The organism is Streptomyces sp. 7N604 (assembly GCF_052245475.1).
In the GTDB taxonomy this organism is placed as follows: domain Bacteria; phylum Actinomycetota; class Actinomycetes; order Streptomycetales; family Streptomycetaceae; genus Streptomyces.
The window spans coordinates 53,452-75,946 of record NZ_JBQQBX010000021.1; the positions used below are offsets into that span (position 1 = coordinate 53,452).

Here is a 22,495-nt window from a genome sequence, read left to right on the forward strand (position 1 = left end):
AACGTGCTTCCTCGCGACAGGGAGAACCAACACTGAGATCGCTGCAACGCTCGAGGCCAGCAGGCGTGCTGTCGAGAAACCTCATCATCTGCTGTCGCAAGCTCGTAGTCGGAGCAGGGCAGGATTGGTAGAGGTGCTCGAGTCTGCCGCGAGCCGGTCCGCGGCGGAATCGCTGACCGAGCGGTAGTGCTGTCGGGGCGGACCTGTCCACGGTGCGTGAGTGTGCGATCCGGTACGGGAACGCCGCTGGGTCCCTGTTACCACTACATCTGCACGCACGCGATCACGCCCAAGTCGTGAGCGTCGTCCGACCGCTGCAGGTCCGCTGTGGAAGCAGCGACGCGCGGTCGGCTACGCGCCGTCCTGCACAGCGATCAGCGCACACCTGGTCATCCCTGCAGGGCCTCGGCGATCATCGCCGCCGTCAGCATCTGCGCGCCCCTGCCACTGGTCGGGTCGCAGCCGGTGACGTCTCCGATCCGCCTCAGGCGGTAGTCCAGCGTGCTGCGGTGGATGAACAGGCTGCGGGCCGCCTTCTTCCTGCTGTAGTCAGAGTCGACGAAGGCAGTGAACGTCTCCCACAGGACCTTGTGCGCCCGAAGCGGCCTGATCACCGCAGCCAGGTCGGTCCGCACCTTCTCGTTCAGCGTGACCGCATACTCGACCAACACGTCCGAGATCGTGTAGGCACCGCTCGGGCGAAGTCCCGCCACCACCAGCCTCAGCACGTAGGACGCCTCGTTGAACCCATCGACGAGGCGTGCCCTGTCTCGTTCCGCAGTCGCGAGCCAGCCCCTGCCGCCAAGACACTGGGTCAGCCTCGTCACCGAGCGTTCGCCGATGCCTGGACCGGCTGCCGGGATGAAGAGAACGACGTTGCCGTCCCGGTGCGTCAGCAGCGTGTCCTCTCCCGCCACCGCGCGCAACGCATCCACCTCACGGCCGGGCTCCGCAAGCCTCACCACGGCGATCAGGTATCGAGGAGTAAGCCCTTCGAGCACGTCCGCGGGCAGCGGATGACCGTCGGCGAGGTCGCCTGCCAGATCACGCGAAACATTCGCAGTGGTTTTTTGCCGGTAGCCATCGAGGAAGTCCTGCAGCAGGCTACCCACGGCGCGCACGATGGCGGCCAGCCTCGGATCACCTGCCGCCGCCTTGGTCAGCAGCTCAACCAGTTCGTCCGGCTCGTTACCGGTCCACTCCTGCCCTGCGGCCCGCATCTTCGCCCTGAAGTCAGCGGCCCTGTCCTCCTCCGGCGTCGAGCGGAGCGCCTCGATCGGAGATGACGATCCGCCCCTCATTTCGGTCATTTCTTACCTCATCTGTCCGAACGGCGCGGTTGCCCCATAAGCCCGCACCTGACGCTTTCTGTAGATGACGCTCAGATAGTTCCTGACGGTCTTTTCGGTCAGGCACATATTGAGGCCACTTCGCGGGTCAGCAAGCCGGAAGCGAGCAGCGCCATAATCCGCTTTTCCCGGTGCGACAGCCGGGACAGTACGCTTTTGCCTTCCCCTCACCCCCGGAGTCGGTTGCGCCGACGCCGCCGCCGTCCGCCTCCGACCCGCCGACTCTCGCCCGCACGGCGACTCGGAACGACTCGGCGACGATCACGGGGGAGACAACTGTCCCCGCGTACCGTGCACAGCAACATCTCGTCGAGGGACTCAAATGCATCTTGGTTCTCCAGCATGTAGCTGGCCGCTCCGTTTTCCAGTGCCAGCCACACGTCGTCCCTGTCAAGCCAATGGGCCACAACCGCGACAGGCGCTTGCTGATACGCGAACCCCACGAGGTCCGTTCAATTACCCTTCAACTACCCGCCAGTTACTAGACGCGTGAGGGAAGGAGATCCCGCCGAGTTGGTCCGCGATGGCGCAGGTCCTGATCGAGCGGGACTCCCGCCTGCCGTGCCCGGAGGCGGAGGCGGTGTGCTGGACGGGAATGTCCCGCCATGGCAGGGCCGCGAGCTGGCTGTCCGGTGATGACGGTGGGCTTGTAGTAGTAGCCCCCGCCGAGTTCCAGTCGTTCACCGCCGACGACGACCTGGCCGCCGTCCTTCCTGGCGAGTTCGACGTACTTCTCGACGTTCTCCAGGTGCCGCTCGCCTGCCATCGGGCCGACCACGGCGGCCGGGTCGAAGGGGTCGCCGACGGGTACCCCGGGCACGGCCTGCGTGAGGATGCCGACGATCGTGTCGTGCAGGGAACCGTGGACGAGCAGCCGGGGGGCGCCCATACAGAACTGCCCGGTGTTGTAGACGAACCCCTTGATGACCGCGCCGCTCTGGCGGTGATTTCCTCGGCGAGCAGCAGGTCGTCCTGTTCGAAAGGTTCAGGGCGCCGGTGGCGAACGAAGAGGGCTACGCCGAGGGTGATGCCGCGAGCACGCATCGGCACCACCATCACCGAGTGCATCGCGTACTCGCGGATCCAGGCGGCCACGGCAGGATCGTGGGCCGCCCACCGGGTGATGGCGGAGTCGGTCATCTCAAACATCGCTGGTCGGCCCGTGGCCAGGCACTCGGCCGGTGCCGAGAACGCCGGATAGGTCGTTATGGCTCCCGTCCCGACCAGCGCCTCGGGACAGCCCTCGAGGACGGACTACTGGGCGGCGCGGCACAGGGTGGGCTGGCCGGTCGGCAGGCCGGCGCGTGGCTCGTCGCCGCGCTGCAAGAACGTGTACAGGTCGACGGATGTGCAATCCGCGAGCCGGGGGACGGTCACGTCGGCCAGTTCCTGTGCGGTGTGTGTGATGTCCAGTGTGGTGCCGATGCGGATACCGGCCTCGCTGACGAGCATCAGACGCTGCTGGGCCTCGTACCGCTCGGTCATGTCATAGACCACGTGGCACACACCGCGCAGCCGGCCGGTCCCGTCCTTCAGCGGGGCGACAGAGACCGACCAGGCGTGCTTACGGCTCTCGCCGGGTGCACGGAAGTAGCTCTCCAGGTGCTGCGGTTCGCCGCTGGCCAGTGCCAGCCGCATAGCCCCCTCAGTCCTGTCGGCCTCGGGGCCAGTCGCGATCTCGGTCATACGGAGCCCGCGAATCTGGTCCTCGGGAAGGGCGAGTACGCGTTCCATGTCGGCGTTCGCCCGCTCCAGTCGCAGATCTATGTCGTAGATGGCGAGGGCGTACGGCGACTGGCTGAACGTCCACTCCACCAGCGCGTTGCTGCGATGGGGGTGCAGGTGACGCGGCACCGCGGAGACCAGGAACCACTCGGCGATTCCGTCCTCTGTCACCCGGCGGTTCGCGAGTAGCCTCACCCCCACTCGGTGGCCGTCCCGGTGCCGGAGCGTCGCCCTTCCACTCCATCTCTCCACCCGTCCGTCCCGGGGCTGCCGGGCCATCTCCTTCACGTCCTCGGCGAGCAGGTCGGCCGCCGCCCGCCCCACGATGGCCTCGGGACGATAGCCGAGCAGCTGCTGGGCACCTTCGCTCCACCCCGTCACAATGCCCCACTCATCGGTGGTGGCCGTGGCTGCGAACGCCGCGTCGGGAATGTCATCCGACCAGTTACCGGGATTGGTTCGGCATCGCATCATCACCGCTCATCTCGCCCTTGATGATGTCTCTCCCCGACCATTCCCATGATGCCTCTGAACCCTGTCGGCGGCTCGCCTCCGATTGGTGGATGGGGATACGTTGCGGGACATGAGCTCCGTACGGATCACCGCTGCGTTCATCCCGGTCGCGGACCCTGCGGCCTCCGAGCGGCAGCCTGGCGGGGACGCCCAACAGTGCCTGATCCGGCCTCCCATCCGACGAAATTGTGGACGCACCCGAAGTCGGACGCCAAGTGGTGCCGTAGAAACGCACGGCTTGCTGACAGACCTGGCATCCGGCCGCAGGGCACGTCGTGGCCGACGCCCTACGACGAAACGGATACATCCACAGGAGTTGGCGCCGCTGTCGGTGATGTTCCAAATCTCATAACTGCGCTCCGGCGCGGCGGTGATGCACCTGCACGGGTACGCGGTCGGACGGACGCCCTCGCGGCCCGAGGCCGTGGCGGGAAGCGTCGCAGCGTGATCGATCACCCGGAAGTGAATGGCCGTTGACACGGCGGGCTGTACGGCTGATGCCTCACGGCTGCATCCGCCGCGCCGACTGAGTCGGCTCGATCAGGTTCGTACCGCTGTCAGAAGGCGGGGGTGGGCCAGTGCCCCTCGTACCGCGTGGACGAGTGCCTGGGCTCGGGGATCGCTGGTTACGGTGGGTCGCATGCCGTTGGTGACGTAGGCGAAGGCGATGCGCAGGTCCGGGTCGGCGAAGGCCAGCGAGCCGCCGCGCCCGGGGTGCCCGAAGGCCGCGGGTGAGGTCATGGGGGAGGCGGGTCGTGGAGCATGAATCCCAGGCCGAAGCGCGTCCGGGCAAGCAGCACCCGGTCGGGTCCGGCCGTCTGCTCGGTGCGGGCCTGGGCCAGCATGTGCCGCGACAGGATACGCCCCTCGATCAGTGCGGCGTAGAACCCGGCGAGTCCACGCGCGGTGGCGATGCCGTTGGAAGCGGGTAGCTCGGCGGCCTGCCAAGCCGGGCTGTTCTCGTCCGGTGAGGGCGAGACGGTGCCGAAAGCGCGGCGGGTGAGAGATGCGGGGTCGGCAAAGCCGCGGCGATGCTCGCGCGGGTGCGCGTGCGCGGCGCCCCGCTTTGCGCCTGCGGGGTCTCGATCGCGGCGATCCGGCCGACCCTGTCCTGGTGGCCTGCGGGCAGGCCGATCCATAGGAGAAGGTCGAGCAGGTCGGTGAGGTCTTCGGCGAGTACGGTGCCCAGCGAGCGCCCGTCTGCCCGGCGGGCCAGCTCGCCGAGCAGCCAGCTGAAGGTCTGGGCGTGGTAACCGTGCGCGGTGCCTGGCTCCCACAGGGGGCGTTGCGCCGCGACGGCTGCCGGGCCGGTGACCTAGTCCTCGGCCTGCGCCGTGCCATGGACGGCCGGTTCCCCAATATGCACGGCATCCTCCAGTGGGGAAGCAATGATCGATAATCGATCGTACGGCATTCAACTATCATCGAAGCGTGTGGGCACGTCAATGGTTCCCGATCAGCTCGCCGCGCATCGGCCCGCACGGGAAGCTGCAAGCCAACCGACTTCGACGTGCTGGACAAGCTGCCCGTGGCATTCAAGGGGCGCGTCCGTGCACCCGGCAGACGAAGGCCGGTTCGACTGAGTCGAACCGGCCGTGGTGTCACGTCGTCGCGGCGGTGGTCACCGTGCCGTGACAACGTCGACGCCTACGTCGGCCGACTCCTCGCCCAGGTGGCCCTTTGTTCTGATTGGCGCCGTTTCACGCAGGAAAAGTGACATCGTCAGGCTGATTGCGAGGCCGACGATCGCGACGAAGATGATGGAGTTGATGCCGAAATGCTGGGCGATGAACCCGCCGATGACCGGAGTGAGCCCGCCTCCGGCGATCTCGCCGATACCGATCGGCAATCCGGCCGCGGAGGCGACCAGAGCCGCGGGCACGGCCTCGGTGACCACAGGGCCGGTCAGCAGGCACAGGGCGCCGAATTCACAGACGGCGACGACGAACAGCACCAGGAACAGAGCTGCGAGGTTCGCGCCGAGGGTACGGAAGACGATGAGCGCGCCAATGCCGATGACGAAGGCACCGACAAGGACGGGTTTCCGGCCCAGCCGATCAGACAGTGCCGGCAGGGCGATATATCCGACGAACCCTCCGAACCCAAAGGCTGACAGGACGAATCCCATGTGAGTGGCGGACAAGCCGAGGTAGTCGGTGAGGTAGCTCGGCATGAGGGCGACCATGACGAAGACGCAGGAGAAGTTGCCGAACAGCATGGCCGTGGCCAGGAGAACATTGCGTTCGGCGAAGATCTCGCGCCAGGCTGGGCGGGCACCAACGCGAACCTCCGCGGCCCGGGCGCCTGCCCGGACTTGGCTCGCCGCAGCGGCGTGACCTGGCTCCCGCAGGGTTCGGTACAGCAGAAAGGCGACGACAAACCCGGGCAGTGCCACCAGCGAGAAGACCCATCGCCAGCTGGACAGCACGTCGAGAAGCTGGGTGGCGATGATCGGGCCGACACCGAGTCCGAGCAGCGCGAACAGGCTTTGCTGCAAACCCATGTTGAATCCGCGGCGTGACGGTGTCGAGGACTCCGAGGTGTGCGCGATGCTCGCTGGCGTGTAGGCGCCTTCGAAAAGTCCCATGGCGGCGCGAAACACCAGCAGCATTCCCATGCCGGACGCGGCTCCCGTGAGGCCGCAGACGAGGGAGAATCCGACGACGGCCGGGATGAGGACTTTGCGCCGCCCGATGCGGTCGGAGAGGTTTCCTGCAACGATCGATGCCAGGCCCCAGAAGATGGCGAGAACGCCGCTGATGATGCCGAGGTCCTGGTAGGTCAGGCCGAGGTCTTTGACCATCGCGGGAAACAAGGGGGCGATGATGTTGCGGTCTAGCCCGACCAGACCGAAGCCGACGGCAAGAAGCGCGACGATGCGTACCTCGTAGCGACGCGCGGTTCCAGCGGCCGAAGGCACCGGCGCTCCAAGGTCGGATTCCGGCACCGAGCGCTCCCCTGGACGGCTGGTTGTGTTTTTCATGAACGTCTCCCTCGGTGAACTTCGATGGACGGTGGGTGCCGTATCGGCGGCGGGAAGCCGAAGGCCGACAGCAGGCATGCCGGAGGTCCGCAACCGTCGTTCGCAATATCGGGTGGACGCACCCGCGCCGGGCTCCATCAGCCTGTCCGGTGAAGAGGACTGCGCAGTGCGCCTTGGTTTCAGGGAGTATCAGCACACGAGAGGGGAATCTCCTGCACCATCGCGCTGGCGAAGCTGCACGAATCGCGCACGGTGCGAGACGGGGAGGCAGGAGCAGGAGAAGCAGCAACGCCCGGGGGAGGCCGGTGCGCAGTACCCGAGCGAGGTGCTCTGGTGGTGGGGGGAGCCGCAGCAGGCCGCGGGCTCACCGATGGGCAGTGCGCATGGCCAGCGACGGGCGGCCGCATCACATGGCGGTGCCTGCCATGCGGGCCTTGGAGCGGCGGGCGAACCGGCTGACGCTCAGGCCTGTCGGCTCGGCCAGGTCCTCAACCGGAGCGACTTGGTCCAACCTGGGCCTCCAAGAGCACGCGGCCGACGGGGCGCGTCGATCAGGCCCGAGTCGCGCGGACGAGCGCGATGGCCGTGGGTGCGGAATCCGGTGCCGGCTCCGACGACTTCCTTTTGCGCCGCCACATCGGGGCCTGCCGCATCCAGGCCGCACGTCCCCATTCGGCGTCGGACAGAGCCTCGCCCCGCACGGGCGCCCCTGCCCATCGCCGAGGTCGCCACCCTCTGTTGCTTCTCCCAGCAGGAGCAGCTCACCCGCGTGCTGCGGGTTAGCCGCGCTGCGCCGCCGCGGAGAACACCGCCGCGCGATTCCTGCAGCCGCGGCCGCAGGATTGTGCAGGAGATCCCTGCGACGACGCGCCCATACTTCCGGGGAAACGATCCCGGCAAAGCGAGGCACCACCGTGCCGCGCAGTACGGAGAGCCACACGCGGGAATTCCTCGTGGAGGAGATCGTGGACGACCTCGAACTCCGCCCGGGCGGAGTGGTCCTGCCGACCTGGGTGATCGACGCGGTCGCCGTCGTACCCGGCGGCGCCCACCCGTCGTACGCGGCCGGATATTCGGTGCGCGACAACGACTTCTACCGGGCCTGGGACCCCATCGCCCGGGACCGTGAGGCCTTCACGCGGTGGATCGACGAGAACGTGCGCAGCGAAAGGGCGGTCTCCCGATGACCGAGAGCGTGGCATTCAGCCCGGACGAGTTGATGGAGGTCAACGCCGCCCGTGCGCTGGCCGGGGCGCGGAGCTGCTTTGTCGGCATCGGGTTGCCCAGCACCGCCGCCAACCTCGCCCGCAGCATCCACAACCCCGACCTGGTGCTGATCTACGAGTCGGGCACGATCGGCTCCAATCCCACCCGGCTGCCGCTGTCCATCGGAGACGGGGAGCTCGCCGAGACCGCGGACGCGGTGGTCTCCGTGCCGGAGATGTTCAACTACTGGCTGCAGGGCGGTCGGATCGACGTCGGCTTCCTCGGCGCGGCTCAGGTCGACCGCTACGCCAACATCAACACCACGGTCGTCGACCGCGGCCCGGACAAGCCGGAGGCGCGCCTGCCCGGGGCCGGGGGGCTCCGGAGATCGGCGCCAACTGCGGCGAGGTGCTCATGGTGCTGCGCCACAGCGCCCGCAGTTTCGTCAAGAAGATCGACTTCATCATCACCCTCGGCCACGGCAGCGGCCCGGGTGACCGCGCCAAGATCGGCATGCCCGGCTCCGGCCCCGTCGCGGTCATCACCGACCTCGGCATCCTGCGCCCCGACGCGTCCACCGCCGAGCTCGTTCTCACTGACGTACACCCGGGCGTGACTGTCGAGCAGGTCCGCGCCGCCACCGGCTGGGAGCTGAAGGTCGCCGACGAGATCGTCACCACTGAAGCCCCTTCCTCTGAGGAACTCACCGCCCTGCGGGCCCTGAAGGCCGCCGGAAGGAGCGCCGCCGCATGAGTACCGCCCGTCTTCGCGACGTCTATGTCGTCGACGCCGTCCGCACGCCAGTCGGCAAGTACAACGGCAGACTCGCCTCTGTCCGCCCGGACGACCTGGCCGCCCACGTCATCCGTGAACTCCTCGCCCGTACACCCAGCCTGGACCCGGCCCGGATCGACGACGTCATCTTCGGCAACGCCAACGGCGCTGGGGAGGACAACCGCAATGTGGCTCGTATGGCCGGGCTGCTGGCCGACCTACCGGTGACCGTGCCCGGGGCCACTGTCAACCGTCTCTGTGCCTCTGGGCTGGAGGCGGTCATCCAAGCCGCGCGGGCCATCGCACTCGGCGACGCCTCCGTTGCCCTGGCTGGCGGAGTCGAGTCGATGACCCGCGCACCCTACGTCCTGCCCAAGAGCGACCGCGCCTTCCCGGCCGGACACACCGAGCTGTACTCCACCACCCTCGGCTGGCGCATGGTCAACCCGAAGATGGAGCCGCAGTGATCCCGCTGGGCGAGGGCGCGGAGCTGATCGCCGAGAAGCACGGCATCACCCGGGAACAGCAGGACACCTTCGCGCTCGCCAGCCACGAGAAGGCGGCCCAGGCGTGGAAGGACAGACTCTACGACGCGGAGGTCGTGCCGGTTCCGGTCCCGCAGCGCAAGGGCGAACCGGTGCTCTTCTCCCGCGACGAGTGCGTACGGAGCAACCCCTCCCCCGACGCCATGGCCAAGCTGAAGCCTTCCTTCCGCACCGAGAACGGCACCGTCACCGCGGGCAACGCCTCCCCCCTCAGCGACGGCGCCGCCGCCCTGCTCCTGGTCGACGAGGACGGCCTGAAGGCGTGCGGCCGTGAGCCACTGGCCCGGATCAGTGCCTCCGCCGTCACCGCCATCGAGCCGCACTACTTCGGCCTCGGCCCCGTCGAGGCGGTGAACCGGGCGCTGGCCAAGGCCGGCCGCGCCTGGGCCGACGTGACCATCCTGGAGCTGAACGAAGCGTTCGCGGCGCAGGTGCTGGGATGTGTCGCGGAGTGGCCCGAGTTCGACCAGGAGATCCTCAACCCGCGCGGTGGTGCCATCGCGATCGGCCACCCGCTGGGCGCCTCTGGTGCCCGCCTCGTCGGCGCCGTCTCCCACCAGCTCGCCGCAGCGGGCTCCGGCACCGGGGTCGCCACGCTGTGCATCGGCGTAGGCCAGGTCTTGCCCTCGTCCTAGAGCGCTGACCCACGAACCGCCACTCCGGGGCTCCGAAACCGAAGGACAGCACGGGGCCCCGGAGCGGCGTCGGCCCGCCCTCGGGCCGGGCGGGGACTCGTACGACGCCACGCCCGACGGCGTGCGCCCTGCACGAACCCGCACCACCACGCCGACCGGGCCGTCGGCTGACACGGGATCCGACCACCACACCACTCGTATGCCCGCGAAGTTGCCGGAGGCCCGGGCGGACCTCACCGCGGTGCCGCAACGCTCACGGCACCGCGTGCCGATGTCAGGCCCGGGAGACAGCAGCGGTCATCTCCCACATCAGGACCTCGGCACCCTGCGCCCCGCCGGTGATGCGCTGTCCCTCCGAGCCGATGACGCGCACCGTGTCCCCCTCCGCCAGCGGGCCGGCGCCTTCCAGTTCAACGCTGCCGCGTGCGATGAACACATGGGTGAAGGGGGCGGTGGCGATGCTGAGGGTCTCCCCCGGGCGGATGCGCGCGACGTGCAGGGCGGCATGCTTCTGGCGGATGCCGATCGCCCGCTGGTTGTCGTGCCCGGGCATACCGGAGGCGATGGTGGTCCATCCGCCCCGGTCAAGCTGATCGTTGACGTCCAGCTGCTCATAACCCGGCATGATTCCTGCCTCGTCGGGGATCACCCACATCTGGATGAAGTGCACCGGGTTCTGGTGCTCCGGCTCGCCGCTGAGCGTCCAGGAGTCATTCTTCTCGCTGTGCAGGATGCCGGTACCGGCGCTCATCCGCTGGGCAAGGCCGGGGTAGATGATGCCGTTGTGGCCCTCTGAGTCCTGGTGGACCAGGGCGCCGTCCAGCACCCAGGTGACGATCTCCATGTCCCCGTGCGGGTGGGTCTCGAAGCCGGTGCCCGGCGCAACGACGTCGTCGTTGGAGACGAGCAGCAGTCCGAAGTGCGTGTTGAACGGGTCCCGGTGATAGGAGAAGGAGAACGAGTGGTGCGAGTCCAGCCATCCGGCGCGAGTGTGGAAGCGCTCGCCCGCGCGGCGGACATCAAGGGTGGAAGCCATGGCGGTGTCCTTGAACGGTGCCGGGGGACGATCTGTGGGAGCACCGACCTCCAGATGATTGAATATTGTACAATCGAGTGTATGGTAGCCCACTGATCGCAGCCGCCATTCCGCTTGCCGCACTCGGACGGTTCCTTCTCGTGGGCAAAACCGCCTATGCTCCGGAACAGAGAGGGTCGGCCCGCTCGCCGACACTCGGGCAGGGAGCTGGGGCCGATGCGCGAATTGGGCGTCCAGGACACCCTCGGCATTCTCAGACAGCCGTGGGTGCACCCTTCACGGACAAGTGTCGGCCTCGGCTGGAAAGGCCTATACCTGTCCACTCAGGGCGAGCAACCCTATCGGAAATCATTCGACGGGGCGCCCAGCCACCTGCTGATCCTGCATCTGGACGGCCCAGTCACGGTACGCCGTGGACGGCGGGGACTCACCGAGAGCCGACGGATACCGCCGGGTGGGCTGTTCCTGCACCCGGCCGAGACCGAGCTGGACGTGGAGCTGGGTGACCAGCTGCGGACCGTGCACGTCTACCTGTCGGACGAGACGCTGCAGCAGGTCGCCGGCGAGGAAGGCCGGACAGTACGGCTGATCGAGGAGTTCGGTATCACCGATCCCCTGCTGGAGCATCTGATCCTGGCCCTGGACACTGTGGTGCGAGAGGCGGAGCCGGCCAGCCGCACGTACGCCGACCAGCTCGGCCTCACCATCGCCGTCCAGCTGGCCCAGCGGCACAGCGACCGCTGGCGCGCTCCGGCCGCCCCGCCTTCCCGGCCCGCAGGCCTTACCGACTGCCAGTTCACGGCGACGCGGGAGCTGATGGACGCCCGGCTGCGGGAACCGCTCCCGCTGGAGGAGCTGGCCACCGCGACGGGGCTGAGCGTCAGCCAGTTCGCCCGGGCGTTCAAGTCCCGCACCGGGCAGCCTCCGCACCGCTATCTGATGCGGCTTCGGGTGGAGCAGGCCGCGCGGCTGCTGCGCACCGGCACGCTGCCCATCGCCGAGGTCGCCGCTTTCTGCGGCTTCTCCCACCAGGAGCACCTCACCCGCGTGCTGCGCGCCCAGCTGGGCGCCACCCCGGGCGAGCTGCGCCGCCGCGGGTGACAGCACCGCGCTTTTCACGCTGCCGTGGGTGAGCCCGCGGTGCGTTCTGTGCAGCCGCCGCAACAGAATCGTGCAGGAGATCCCGAGGCGGCGCGTCCCATACTTCCTGGGCAACGAGCCGAATAAGCCAGGCACCACCATGCCGCGCAGTACGGAGAGCCGCATGCGGGATTTTCTCTACTCCAGCCAGTCCGCACGAGTCGTGTTCGGTGCGGGGACCCTGGGCAGACTTCGCCAGGAGGTCGAGGACCTGGGCTGCGTTCGCGCGCTGGTGCTGACCACCCCTGAGCAAGCTCCTCTGGTCGAACACGCGCGCGACGTGCTGGGCTCGCTCGCTGTCGGCGAGTTCACCGGAGCCGCGATGCACACCCCGGTCGAGGTCACCGAACGCGCGCTCCAGATCGCCGACGACCTGGACGCAGACTGTCTGGTCGCGGTCGGCGGGGGCTCGACCACGGGACTGTCGAAGGCCCTGGCCGTGCGCACCGGGCTGCCGCAGATCGTCGTCCCCACCACCTACGCGGGCTCCGAGGTCACCCCGGTGCTGGGCGAAACCGAAAACGGCGTGAAGACCACCCGCTCCTCTCCGGACATCCTGCCGGAGACGGTCGTCTACGACGTAGAGCTCACCCTGGGGCTGCCGGTTCCCGTGTCGGTGACCAGCGGCGTCAACGCCATGGCTCACGCGGTGGAGGCGCTGTACGCCCCGCAGGCCAACCCCGTCACCGATGGGCTGGCGCTCCGGGCGATCTCGCTGCTGGCCGGCGCCCTGCCGCGAATCGTCGCCGACCCCGTCGACCGGGACGCGCGCGCCGACGCCCTGCAGGCCGCCTGGCTGGCCGGCATCTGCCTCGGCACTGTCGGCATGGGGCTGCACCACAAGCTGTGCCACACTCTCGGCGGCTCCTTCGACCTGCCGCACGCGCAGACACACACGGTCGTACTGCCCCACGCCATGGCGTACAACGCGTCCGCCGCCGCGGAGCCGATGCGCCGGATCGCGGGTGCGCTGGCCGGGTCGGATGCCGGGGTCCTCCCGGACGCGCCCACCGCCGTGTACGACCTGATCGCCGAGCTGGGCGGTCCGCTGTCCCTGCGTGAGCTGGGCCTGGCCGCGGACGGCATTCCCCGCGCCGTGGAACTCGCCACCGCCAAGCCCTACCCCAACCCACGCCCGGTGACCCCTGAGGGAATCACCGCCCTGCTGAACGACGCCTGGTCCGGCCACCGCCCGCCGCCGGCCGACCCGCTCGCCGCGCAGCTGCACGCTCTGCTCGGCCAGGTCACGGGGAGCTTCGACCGCGCTCCCGATCCCCGGACCCGGCGGCTGCTCACCGACCTGGTACGCCGCCTGCACGGCTTCGCGGCCGACAACGACCTGACCGCGTCCGAGTGGCGCCATGCCATCGACTTCCTCACCCGCACCGGGCAGATCTGCAGCGACACCCGGCAGGAGTTCATCCTGCTCTCGGACACCCTCGGCGTCTCCAGCGCGGTGGATGCGCTCACCAACTCCCGCGCCGCGCAGGCCACTCCCTCCGCGGTCCTCGGTCCGTTCTACGTGGAGGGCCCCCCGCCGCGCGAGCACGGCGCCGACATCGCCGACGGCCTGCCAGGAGCGTCCTTGTACGTGGACGTGCGGGTCACCGACACCGAGGGTGTGCCCCTGGCCGGCGCGGTCGTCGACGTCTGGCAGACCAACGAAGACGGCTTCTACGACGTCCAACTGCCCGACCTGGACGGACCGGTGCTGCGCGCCCGCTTCCGCACCGACGACGACGGGCGGCTCACCTTCTGGTCGATCGTGCCCGTGACGTACCCCATCCCCGACGACGGCCCGGTGGGGCAGATGCTCAGCAGCAGCGGCCGCCACCCGTACCGCGCCCCGCACATCCACTTCATGATCAGCGCTCCCGGCCGGAAGACCCTGATCACCCAGCTCTTCGTCGCGGGCGGTGAGTACGTCGACGGCGACACGGTCTTCGGCGTCAAGGGCGCCCTGGTCGCCGACTTCCACGAGACCAAGGGCCCCACCCCCGACGGCCGCGTCCTCGCCGGCCCCTGGCACCGGCTGGACTACACCTTCCGCCTCGCCTCCACCCAGTAGGACCCCTCACGGGAAGCCCGGTGGGCCCCCTCCAGGAAAGCCCGGCAGCGGCAACGAGAACCTCGCCGCTGCCGGGCTTTCGGCATGTCGCGGCAGCGGCGGCATGGTACACGTCGGCACCGCGGCCGGGATGCCCCACCGTCTCAAGGGCGTGGAGGCAGCCCGGCCCCGGTGATGTCGGGCGCCGGGGTGTCAGCCGAGGGACAGCGCCTCGAACGCCCGCTCCTGGTCGGCGGCGTGCTTGAGCACGACGCCCAGTGTCCCCCGGACCGCTTCGCCGTCCAGTTCGTCACGGTCGAGGGCGACCAGGGTCCGAATCCAGTCGATGGTCTCCGCGATCGACGGCGCCTTGCGCAGGTCGAGACCGCGCAGGGCTGCCACCGTGCGGACGACCTGTTCCACCAGTTGCTCGGCGGCTTCCGGCACGCGGGCGAGCACGATCTCCCTCTCCCGCTGCGGCTCCGGGTAGTCCATGTGCAGGTACAGGCACCGGCGCCTGAGCGCCTCGGAGAGCTCGCGACTGGCATTGGAGGTGAGCACCACGAACGGGCGCCGCACCGCAGTGATCGTCCCCAACTCGGGGATCGTCACCTGGAAGTCGGACAGCACCTCGAGAAGCAGGCCTTCCATCTCGATGTCCGCCTTGTCCACCTCGTCGATGAGGAGCACGGTGGGCTGAGAGCGGCGGATGGCCGTCAACAGCGGCCGGTCGAGCAGAAACTCCTCGCCGAACACGTCGTCGTGGACCTGTTCCCAGGCGGAGTCGTCCCGTGAAGCCTGGATGCGCAGCAACTGCTTCTTGTAATTCCACTCGTACAGCGCCCGGGCCTCGTCCAGGCCTTCGTAGCACTGCAACCGCACCAGATCCGCACCTGTTGCCGTGGCCACCGCCTTGGCCAACTCGGTCTTCCCCACGCCCGCCGGCCCCTCGACCAGCAGCGGCTTTCCCAACCGGTCGGCGAGGAAGGCGGTGGTCGCGATGGACCCGTCCGCGAGATAGCCCGTCACCGCGAGCCGTTCGCGTACGTCAGCTACGGCTGAGAACGCTGTCATGTTGATTCCTATCTCATCTGGTGTGCTGGTCTGGGCGGCGGTCCGGAGCCGCGCATCAGCGCGCGATCTCGGTTACGGCATCGCCGAGTTGGTGGAGCGTCGATACTTCGAAGGCGCGGGTGGCATGCGCGGCATACAGGGACAGCAGGGAGTCGCCGGTGTCCCATTCGAAGCGCGGTTCGGGGTTGAACCAGTACAGTCGCCGGCCGAGCCGATTCAGCTCCTTGGTCTCGGCGAGCGCGGGCATGCGGTCGTGGTTGCGGGCGTCGCCGATCACCAGCACGGTGGTCTTCCCCGTGACGGCGTCCGGCCAGCGGCGCAGGAACTCCGCGAACGCGCGCTCGTAGTCGCTGCGGCCGTCGGCGACGACCAAGCCGCGCCGCCCCAGCAGGTGATGGGCGTCGACGACGCCCGGCGCGGCCTGAAGGAGGTCGGTGACCTCGACGATTCCGTCGATGAAGACCCACGACCGTACACGCCGGAACTCCTCGTGCAGCACATGCAGCAGCGACAGCGTGAAGGGTGCGAACTGGGCGACCGATCCGGATACGTCGCACAGCACCACGAGGTCGGGCTTGGAGGGATGACGGCGACGCATCCGCGGGGTCAGTGGTACGCCACCGGAACTCATGCTGTCGCGGATGGTGCGCCGCATGTCGAGGTGCCCGCGGCCGCGGCGGCGCCGCCGTCCGAGCTGCGTGGCGATGCGCCGGGCCAGCGGCCGTACGGCGGCGCGCAGCGCGGCCAGCTCGTCCGGTGCCGCGTACATGATGGGCAGGTCTTGCAATTCGCCGGCCCGGGGCCGGTGTGCCTCCTGCTGAACTCCCGCTCCTGCGTCGTGCAGACGGGCGCGGACGAGCTGCTCCAGCAGGCGCAGCACTTCTTCGAGTTGGGCGTGTGCCTCCGCATTGTCGAGCTGCCGCTCCAGCTCCGAGCGGTCCAGGGAACCGCGCATGAGCTGGTGCAGCACCTGGCCGAGATCCAGGCGGCGCAGTACGCGCTGCAGGTGATGGCGCTCGCTGCCTGCCGTCTCGTCATTGATGCCTGCCCAGCGGTCCACGGCCTCCTCCAGCGCGCCGGCGACCGAGTCGTCGTCGCCTTGGCGCAGGGCCTCGGCCAGCTCGTCCCGCAGGTTCTCCGCCCCTGACGGCCTGCTGCCGTCGGTCCGGCCCGGCTCCGGCGCCCGCCGCTCGGCACGCGGTGCGGGGAACTGTAGATCGAAGAGCCGGTCGAAGACGGCGTCGTGCGTGTCGCTCTTGAGCAACGCCGCCCGGAGCGCCGCCCGCACGACATCGCGCCGGGATGTGTCCACCGCGGCCAGCGCGGCGACGGCGTCGATTGTTTCTCCCGTTGACACGGGAACGCCCGCGGCACGCAGGCCGCCGGAGAACGCGATCACAATTCCTGAGACCATGGACGGTGAGACGACCGAGCTGTACGATTTACGATCGTTAAGCGGCATGCCAAGTATTGTAATTGATGGGAATTATTCATGACAGCGCCGAGCACCCTTCTGGATCTGGGATTGACGCTCCGACCAGAGCGCGACATCGAGCGGTTGCAGCACGTCGCACGGCTTGCGGCCCGCCTCGGGTTCCGATACCTCTGGCTGCCGGTCCCCGACGACGCTCCCGTGCCGGATCCTGCCGCCCTGGTGGACAGCGCGCGGCCGAGCCGGGTGGGCCTCGTCGTGGGCGGCGATCCCGAGTCCGTGGTGCAGCGCGTCACGGCACTGCGCGACGGTGGGCTCCCGCCCGACGCGCTGCTGGAGATCCACGCGCCGGTCGAGCTCCGGGACCGGCTCGTCGCCGCTGTCGGAGGGCCCGGCCAGTGGCGGGAACGGGCCTTCGTTCCCTGGTACGACGAGGAGGCCGCCGGTCACGTGGTGCTCGCCGAGCGGGCTACGGACCGGGCCACGACCGTGAAGGGACTTGCCGACGCGTCCGAGCGGCGCGGCGGGCAAGGGCATGCCCCGGTGATTTCGGTCGCCCTGACGGTATCCATCGGCCGCACCATGAGCGAGGCCGAGGCGCGGGCGCTGCGCGACTCCGCACTCTCCGGCGCCCAGCACCCGAAGATCGCCGGTCTCTTCGGCACCCTCGAACACGCCCAGGAGCAGGCGCTGGAACTGGCCCGGGCCGGCGCAGACACCCTGCGGGCGACCCTCGCCGACGAGCAGGACGTCGCGGATCTGCTCGCCCAGTTGCGCTCGGTCGCGGTCGGGCCGACACCGCTGCTCCACGCCCGCTCACGCTGAGCGGTCAGGGGTGAGAACGACCGGCGATCGGAGAGCGGCGTCACCCGGATTTGCCCTAGACCGACCGGCGTCGCTCGACTGTCACTCGCGTCCGCCCCGCCGGCACCACGACGCATGTTTCATGCGCGTTTCATGCAAACACGGCGGCAGGATGGTGCAGGATCCCGAACGCCGCGTTGCGCATACTCGTCGCAGCGGTGCACAACAGGCACCCCTGAGCCGCGGAGCATGGGGAGCCGTATGCAGGAATCCGTCTCCTCCGCCCACGAACGAGAGCGTTGTCCGGTACAGGACCGTGGAGCCGTCCCACGAGGCCGAGCCCCCAAGCCGCATCCGGACACCGGTTCCCGCAACGATTGAGCAAGTCGATCCGATGAGCCCGGCGCGACCCGCGCCCGAACGGTCGTCACGACGACGTCGACCCGCTCCCTGGATCGTCGCGGCCCCACCCCCACAGGTGGTGCGCCGACCCCTGCCAGCACTCCCCGGCGAGCGGCTGCAGATGCACGCGGCACATGACGGCAGAGCCGGACAATGTAGTTGCGCTGGCAAATTATTGAATTCGCACAAGCCGTCATACTGATGGCGATAGGTTCGCCACAAGCATACTGGAGTCACGAATGAACGCGCCGACCCTAAAAGGCAAAGAAAAGTCGTCGTACGAAACGCGCTTCGGTTCGCTGGAGAATTACGAGAAGGGCCGCGTCGAGATCATCAACGACGACCCGCGGCACTACGCCTTCTCGAACGTGTTCGAGGTGGCGAGCCTCGCGAAGCCGTACGAGAAGATCGCCGTCGGCAAGAACCTGGAGTACGTCCTGGAGGCGATCCGCGCCGAGGGCACCAGCGAGTGGCGCACCGCGGCCCACGACGAGTTCGCGCTGGTGATGGACGGCGAGGTGGAAATCACCCTCGTCAAGCTGGACGAGAGCCCACTGGCCGCAGACGCCGAGGGTTCGGTCGCTCTCGAGGGGGAGCCGGCCGGCCGCCGCATGGGGCGAGTGATCGCGCGCCGCGGACATATGACCCTCCTGCCGGCCGGTGCGGCGTACCGCTTCTCGGCCGAGCGGCCCGGCGTGCTCCTCCAGCAGACCGTCGCGGGACCGGACACCCAGTTCCGCTGGTCCGAGATCGCCCAGTCGCTCTGACCCAACCGCCCTTCGCCCTCAGAGGAGAGACCGAATGACCACGACCGCTGAACCCGCCGTCATCGCCTCCCAGCCCAACGAGGTGGGCTACCGCGAGTACTCCCTCGGTCAGTTCCACTTCCGCCGGGACGAGTACTTCGCCTACATCACCTGGCCCACCGGCAGCCACATGATGAGCGTGGACTCCTTCCTGCGCGCGATGCAGCGCGATATCGCGTGGGACTTCTTCTACGGCACCGTCAACTTCGACGGAGTCTTCGGCACCGTCAACCACTACGGCAAGGTGGACGTCTTCGCCGGCCGCTACAACGACGCCTACCGCAAGGCCGAGTTGGACTACAGCGAGACGGTTGAGACGCCCCTGATCCGGGAGACGTTCTCGGATATCCTGGACGACTGGACCAACGAGACGTTCGACCCGTTCGCTTCGCCGCACGAGACCGGCTCGGCGTTCGGGATCAAGAACGGCGACAACACCAAGGCGGTCCGGCGCGAGCGCGTCGCCGCGCAGCGGATGGTGGGCCTACCCGGTGACGCGCCGCTGCGCAGCGACGACAACGGCTACCCGGTCAACCGGATGTTCGCCGACGTGCCACAGGACGAGCCGCTGGTGGAGGCCGAAGAGGGCTTCGAGGGCGAGGTGTCCTCGTTCAACCTGTTCGCCTACCTGTCCCGCTCCGACGTGACATGGAACCCGTCGGTGGCCAGCGCCTGCAAGGACTCGCTGTTCTGCCCGACGACTGAGGAATACATCCTGCCGATCATCCACGGCAACGACCGGGTCGAGTGGTTCATCCAGGTCACCGACGAGCTGACCTGGGAGATCGAGGACCGGGACAGCGGCGCGGTGCGCGCCCGCGTGGTGATGAAGCCCGGTGACGTGTCCGCGATGCCGGCCGACATCCGGCACCAGGGCTACTCGCCGAAGCGGTCCATGCTGCTGGTCTGGGAGAACGCGAACCCTGACCTGCCGGACATGATCGCCAGTGGCAAGACGCCGACCTACCCCATCGAGTTCTGACCGTCCCGGGTCCGGGTCGCGCGGTGCGGCGGAGGGCCCCGCGCCACGCGACCCGGGCCGTCCCGTCGCGGGGAGCGCCCGAACCCCAGCGCCACCATGCGGAGAAACGCGGAGAGAAGCGGCGAGAAACTGTGCAGACCAAGCTGTTCATCGGCGGCGAGTTCGTCGACGGCGTAGACGGCGCCACCATCGAGGTGTACGACCCGCACGACGGCAGCCTGCTGGCCGAGGTGGCCGAAGCCCGTGGCGCCGACGTCGACCGAGCGGTCGAGGCGGCTACCAAGGCGTTCGAGACCTGGCGGCACTTCTCGGCCGAGCAGCGCGGCCGACTGCTGCTCAAGCTCGCCGACATGATCGAGGAAAACGCGGAGGAACTCGCGCTGCTGGAGACCCGCGACACCGGGCACCCGATCCGCGACACCCGGAATTTGGACGTGCCGCGCACCGCGGCGACGTTCCGCTACTTCGGCGGCATGGCCGACAAACTCCAGGGCTCGGTGATCCCGGTCGAGCGCGGCTTCCTCGACTACGTGACCCGCGAACCCATCGGCGTGGTCGGGCAGATCGTGCCGTGGAACTTCCCGCTGATGTTCACCAGCTGGAAGATGGGTCCCGCGCTGGCCGCCGGCAACACGGTCGTCCTCAAGCCGTCCGAGCTCACCCCCCTGTCGACGCTGCGGATCGCGGAGCTGATGGCCGAGGCCGGATTCCCCGCGGGCGTGGTGAACATCGTGACCGGGTACGGGTCGACCGCCGGCGCGCGCATCGTCGAACACCCCGGCATCGGCAAGGTCTCCTTCACCGGGTCGACCGCTGTCGGCCAGGGCATCGCCCGCGGCGCGGCCGACACGCTCAAGAGGGTCCAACTCGAACTCGGGGGCAAGGGCGCCAACATCGTGTACGGCGACGCGGACCTCGACGCCGCGGTGCAGGGCTCGGCGTTCGCCATCTTCCACAACCAGGGCCAGGCGTGCATCGCCGGAAGCAGGCTGATGCTTCACGAGTCGATCGCCGACGAGTTCCTCGACCGGTTCACCGCGCTGGCCCGGTCGGTGCGCCTCGGTGACCCCAAGGACCCGGCGACGCAGATGGGCCCGCTCACCTCCACCCTGCACCGCGACCGCGTCCTCATGTACCTGGATGCGGCGCGCGACGAGGGCGGCGAGATCCTCACCGGCGGCAGGGCCCCTGAAGGCCCGGATTTCGCCGCCGGCTGTTACCTGGAGCCCACCGTGATCGCGGCCGACCCGGCGCACCGCGTGTCCCGCGAGGAGGTCTTCGGCCCGGTCGTGGCGGTGCACAGGTTCCGTACCGACGAGGAGTCACTGCAGCTCGCCAACGCCGTCGAGTACGGTCTCGGCGGCGGGCTGTGGACCCGTGATCTCTCCCGCGCCCACAGGGCCGCCCGCGAGCTGCGTTCCGGCATGGTGTGGGTCAACTCCTACAAGCGGGTGAACCCCGGCTCGCCGTTCGGCGGCGTCGGCCGGTCCGGGTACGGCCGCGAGATGGGGTTCGAGGCCATGCACGAGTACACCGAGGCCAAAGCTGTCTGGATCAACGTCGACGCCGAGTTGCCGCGGCTCTATGGCAACAGCTGAATTACGCTCGGTTCCCTCGTTCGTACACGAGGTGGTCACCGGCTGATGATCCGTGCACCCGGAACTCTGCGCCGGGTGCACGGACGTAGTGCGCTGGTTCAGGGTGCCCGCTGGGGAACCGCCGTCGAGCGGAACGACGGAGTCGTCCAGCACATGCCCATCCAGGCGGCAGTGGAGGCAACGCTCCACGCGGACTGGCTCGGCGCCGATCTGCTGCCGTGGTTCGGCGGCTCGATCACCGGGCCGGCCAAGGCGATCAGACGGGGAGCAACCCTACGGCTGCGGGCCGAGCGGCCAGGCAGCGCAGGACGGGGCACCCGGCCGGTGCCCAGGCAACCGGCTCATTCACCTGTCACGTGCCGAGCGGAGCCCGGCTCCAGCCGCATCACCAAGGCTGCCGCAGACCGAAATAAGCGCTTTTGGTGCAGACACGGCGGCGCATTCGTGCAGGACCCCCTTGCGGCGGTACGCGCATTCTTGAGAAACAAACACCAGGCGCCACACCACATGATCGATCCCGATCACCATCGCTTCAACGGGACCATGCCATGCAGCCTCTGAAACAGACCATCAAAGGCACCACCGCCAACGGATTCGAGGCGGTCCAGGAGGCCTTCGCGCCCACCTTCACACGGCGCGGCAAGCGCGGCACGCCACGACTGGGCGCCCATGTCGAGCTGCTCCCCAACCCCCGAGAGACCTCGGGTGACGCCCATGGCCATCCTGGGCAGACGCCGACAGACCGGCCCCAGCGTACCGTCCGTCAAGGTCTGCTCGGTCTGACTTCCCATCCGGCGAGCGCGGGGACCGCCCGTCACTTCGCTGCAGTCCTTCTCCGCAGCTGGGGCGTCACACCGGATGATCTGGATTCCGCCGTGCTCGTTGTCGGCGAGCTCACCGCCAACACGGCCCTGTACGGCCGGGCCGACACGTCCTTGTTCCTGTCCCTGGACGAGAGCGAGCTTCTCATCGTCGTCACCTCCAGTGGAGCGCCCGTACCGCACCGAGAGTCAGAGCACCTCGCTGAGGACGAGCACGGCCGCGGGACCGGCATCGTCGAATTCCTTGCCCATCACATGGAGATCCACAAGGCCGACACCGGCTGCCGAACCTACGCGACGTTGCGCGTCACGACTGCCGCCAAGGCCGCGTGAAACTTCCTCATCGCGGCAATTCTCACCGGTCCGCCAGCCTGATGTCCGGGACAGCACCGACCAACTGATGGTTCCACGACGCGCTCCACGCGTCGACTCACACCTACGCGCTGCCCCTGCCGGGGGGAGAAGGGGTGGCACGCCGTGACGCGTTCACGCAGACGGGTCAGGAGCCGCGGATTCGGCACCTGTGGGGGCGGTCGCCTCGGGTCGGTCCACCGAAACGGTGCGCAGCCGCCCAAGTAACTGGCGGAGTTCCCAGCGGCACAGAACACTCCCAGGCATGCTAA

At 68.7% G+C, this 22,495-nt stretch carries 16 protein-coding genes and 5 pseudogenes; 10 read left to right on the top strand and 11 right to left on the bottom strand.

The window, feature by feature from the left end; translation table 11 throughout:
• Positions 1–389 precede the first annotated feature (389 nt).
• From ACTWP8_RS23170 to ACTWP8_RS23200, 7 genes and pseudogenes are all read right to left on the bottom strand, one after another.
• A complete protein-coding gene (locus ACTWP8_RS23170; protein WP_443324068.1) occupies positions 390–1,310 on the bottom strand; it encodes a PucR family transcriptional regulator in 921 nt (306 codons plus the stop codon).
• A gap of 673 nt (positions 1,311–1,983) precedes the next feature.
• Positions 1,984–2,283, bottom strand: a pseudogene (locus ACTWP8_RS23175) (aldehyde dehydrogenase family protein); the annotation flags it as partial.
• 53 nt (positions 2,284–2,336) lie between these two features.
• Positions 2,337–2,498 (bottom strand): annotated as a pseudogene (locus ACTWP8_RS23180) (hypothetical protein); the annotation flags it as partial.
• 105 nt (positions 2,499–2,603) lie between these two features.
• Entirely contained in the window at positions 2,604–3,548 is a 945-nt protein-coding gene (locus tag ACTWP8_RS23185; protein ID WP_443324069.1) for a PAS domain-containing protein, read from the bottom strand.
• Positions 3,549–4,127: 579 nt separating this feature from the next.
• Complete coding sequence (locus ACTWP8_RS23190) at positions 4,128–4,328, bottom strand: serine hydrolase (protein WP_443324070.1); 201 nt, start codon at positions 4,326–4,328, stop codon at positions 4,128–4,130.
• Positions 4,325–4,866, bottom strand: a pseudogene (locus tag ACTWP8_RS23195) (serine hydrolase). Before ACTWP8_RS23195 ends, ACTWP8_RS23190 begins: the two are co-directional and overlap by 4 nt.
• Positions 4,867–5,208: 342 nt before the next feature.
• A complete protein-coding gene (locus tag ACTWP8_RS23200; protein ID WP_443324071.1) occupies positions 5,209–6,570 on the bottom strand; it encodes an MFS transporter in 1,362 nt (453 codons plus the stop codon).
• Between the two features lie 914 nt (positions 6,571–7,484).
• Between ACTWP8_RS23200 and ACTWP8_RS23205 the strand changes: the two genes are divergently transcribed.
• The 3 genes and pseudogenes from ACTWP8_RS23205 (at position 7,485) to ACTWP8_RS23215 (ending at position 9,738) form a co-directional block, all read left to right on the top strand.
• Positions 7,485–7,757, top strand: a complete 273-nt coding sequence (locus ACTWP8_RS23205) for a hypothetical protein (protein ID WP_443324072.1) — start codon at positions 7,485–7,487, stop codon at positions 7,755–7,757.
• Positions 7,754–8,529 (top strand): annotated as a pseudogene (locus ACTWP8_RS23210) (CoA-transferase subunit beta). Before ACTWP8_RS23205 ends, ACTWP8_RS23210 begins: the two are co-directional and overlap by 4 nt.
• Positions 8,526–9,738: pseudogene (locus ACTWP8_RS23215) on the top strand (thiolase family protein). The pseudogenes ACTWP8_RS23210 and ACTWP8_RS23215 overlap by 4 nt, the downstream one beginning before the upstream one ends.
• A 266-nt stretch (positions 9,739–10,004) precedes the next feature.
• On the opposite strand, the gene ACTWP8_RS23220 reads toward ACTWP8_RS23215, so the two are convergent.
• Entirely contained in the window at positions 10,005–10,766 is a 762-nt protein-coding gene (locus ACTWP8_RS23220; protein ID WP_443324073.1) for a pirin family protein, read from the bottom strand.
• A gap of 216 nt (positions 10,767–10,982) precedes the next feature.
• Between ACTWP8_RS23220 and ACTWP8_RS23225 the strand changes: the two genes are divergently transcribed.
• Together ACTWP8_RS23225 and ACTWP8_RS23230 are read left to right on the top strand one after the other, a co-directional pair.
• On the top strand, positions 10,983–11,867 hold the full coding sequence (locus ACTWP8_RS23225; RefSeq protein ID WP_443324074.1) for a helix-turn-helix domain-containing protein: 885 nt from the start codon (positions 10,983–10,985) through the stop codon (positions 11,865–11,867).
• A 163-nt stretch (positions 11,868–12,030) separates the two neighbouring features.
• Entirely contained in the window at positions 12,031–13,974 is a 1,944-nt protein-coding gene (locus tag ACTWP8_RS23230) for a maleylacetate reductase and hydroxyquinol 1,2-dioxygenase domain-containing protein (RefSeq protein ID WP_443324075.1), read from the top strand.
• Between the two features lie 192 nt (positions 13,975–14,166).
• Here ACTWP8_RS23230 and ACTWP8_RS23235 read toward each other — a convergent pair whose 3' ends face one another.
• Complete coding sequence (locus ACTWP8_RS23235) at positions 14,167–15,027, bottom strand: AAA family ATPase (RefSeq protein WP_443324076.1); 861 nt, start codon at positions 15,025–15,027, stop codon at positions 14,167–14,169.
• A 55-nt stretch (positions 15,028–15,082) separates the two neighbouring features.
• On the bottom strand, positions 15,083–16,489 hold the full coding sequence (locus ACTWP8_RS23240; protein WP_443324077.1) for a VWA domain-containing protein: 1,407 nt from the start codon (positions 16,487–16,489) through the stop codon (positions 15,083–15,085).
• Between the two features lie 30 nt (positions 16,490–16,519).
• Here ACTWP8_RS23240 and ACTWP8_RS23245 point away from each other — a divergent pair, with 30 nt between their 5' ends.
• From ACTWP8_RS23245 to ACTWP8_RS23260, 4 genes are all read left to right on the top strand, one after another.
• Entirely contained in the window at positions 16,520–17,284 is a 765-nt protein-coding gene (locus tag ACTWP8_RS23245) for a hypothetical protein (protein WP_443324078.1), read from the top strand.
• 620 nt (positions 17,285–17,904) lie between these two features.
• Complete coding sequence (locus tag ACTWP8_RS23250) at positions 17,905–18,432, top strand: hypothetical protein (RefSeq protein ID WP_443324079.1); 528 nt, start codon at positions 17,905–17,907, stop codon at positions 18,430–18,432.
• Positions 18,433–18,466: 34 nt separating this feature from the next.
• Positions 18,467–19,453 carry a hypothetical protein gene (locus ACTWP8_RS23255; RefSeq protein WP_443324080.1) on the top strand — a complete coding sequence of 329 codons (987 nt, stop codon included), beginning with the start codon at positions 18,467–18,469 and terminating at the stop codon, positions 19,451–19,453.
• Between the two features lie 131 nt (positions 19,454–19,584).
• Positions 19,585–21,051: an aldehyde dehydrogenase family protein gene (locus ACTWP8_RS23260; protein WP_443324081.1), complete on the top strand. Its 1,467-nt coding sequence runs from the start codon at positions 19,585–19,587 to the stop codon at positions 21,049–21,051.
• Between the two features lie 345 nt (positions 21,052–21,396).
• Here ACTWP8_RS23260 and ACTWP8_RS23265 read toward each other — a convergent pair whose 3' ends face one another.
• The gene (locus ACTWP8_RS23265) at positions 21,397–21,579 is read right to left on the bottom strand and encodes a hypothetical protein (protein ID WP_443324082.1); all 183 of its coding nucleotides are present in this window, start codon (positions 21,577–21,579) and stop codon (positions 21,397–21,399) included.
• A gap of 20 nt (positions 21,580–21,599) precedes the next feature.
• Between ACTWP8_RS23265 and ACTWP8_RS23270 the strand changes: the two genes are divergently transcribed.
• Positions 21,600–22,205, top strand: coding sequence for an ATP-binding protein (locus ACTWP8_RS23270; protein WP_443324083.1), 606 nt, complete (start codon positions 21,600–21,602; stop codon positions 22,203–22,205).
• Positions 22,206–22,495 lie beyond the last annotated feature (290 nt).

Excerpts from the sequence above, each read along its gene's own strand:
- ACTWP8_RS23170 (WP_443324068.1), bottom strand. The coding sequence starts at position 1,310 with ATGACCGAAATGAGGGGCGGATCGTCATCTCCGATCGAGGCGCTCCGC.
- ACTWP8_RS23185 (WP_443324069.1), bottom strand. The coding sequence starts at position 3,548 with ATGATGCGATGCCGAACCAATCCCGGTAACTGGTCGGATGACATTCCC.
- ACTWP8_RS23190 (WP_443324070.1), bottom strand. The coding sequence starts at position 4,328 with ATGACCTCACCCGCGGCCTTCGGGCACCCCGGGCGCGGCGGCTCGCTG.
- ACTWP8_RS23200 (WP_443324071.1), bottom strand. The coding sequence starts at position 6,570 with ATGAAAAACACAACCAGCCGTCCAGGGGAGCGCTCGGTGCCGGAATCC.
- ACTWP8_RS23220 (WP_443324073.1), bottom strand. The coding sequence starts at position 10,766 with ATGGCTTCCACCCTTGATGTCCGCCGCGCGGGCGAGCGCTTCCACACT.
- ACTWP8_RS23225 (WP_443324074.1), top strand. The coding sequence starts at position 10,983 with ATGCGCGAATTGGGCGTCCAGGACACCCTCGGCATTCTCAGACAGCCG.
- ACTWP8_RS23230 (WP_443324075.1), top strand. The coding sequence starts at position 12,031 with ATGCGGGATTTTCTCTACTCCAGCCAGTCCGCACGAGTCGTGTTCGGT.
- ACTWP8_RS23235 (WP_443324076.1), bottom strand. The coding sequence starts at position 15,027 with ATGACAGCGTTCTCAGCCGTAGCTGACGTACGCGAACGGCTCGCGGTG.
- ACTWP8_RS23240 (WP_443324077.1), bottom strand. The coding sequence starts at position 16,489 with ATGCCGCTTAACGATCGTAAATCGTACAGCTCGGTCGTCTCACCGTCC.
- ACTWP8_RS23245 (WP_443324078.1), top strand. The coding sequence starts at position 16,520 with ATGACAGCGCCGAGCACCCTTCTGGATCTGGGATTGACGCTCCGACCA.
- ACTWP8_RS23250 (WP_443324079.1), top strand. The coding sequence starts at position 17,905 with ATGAACGCGCCGACCCTAAAAGGCAAAGAAAAGTCGTCGTACGAAACG.
- ACTWP8_RS23255 (WP_443324080.1), top strand. The coding sequence starts at position 18,467 with ATGACCACGACCGCTGAACCCGCCGTCATCGCCTCCCAGCCCAACGAG.
- ACTWP8_RS23265 (WP_443324082.1), bottom strand. The coding sequence starts at position 21,579 with ATGGTGATCGGGATCGATCATGTGGTGTGGCGCCTGGTGTTTGTTTCT.
- ACTWP8_RS23270 (WP_443324083.1), top strand. The coding sequence starts at position 21,600 with ATGCAGCCTCTGAAACAGACCATCAAAGGCACCACCGCCAACGGATTC.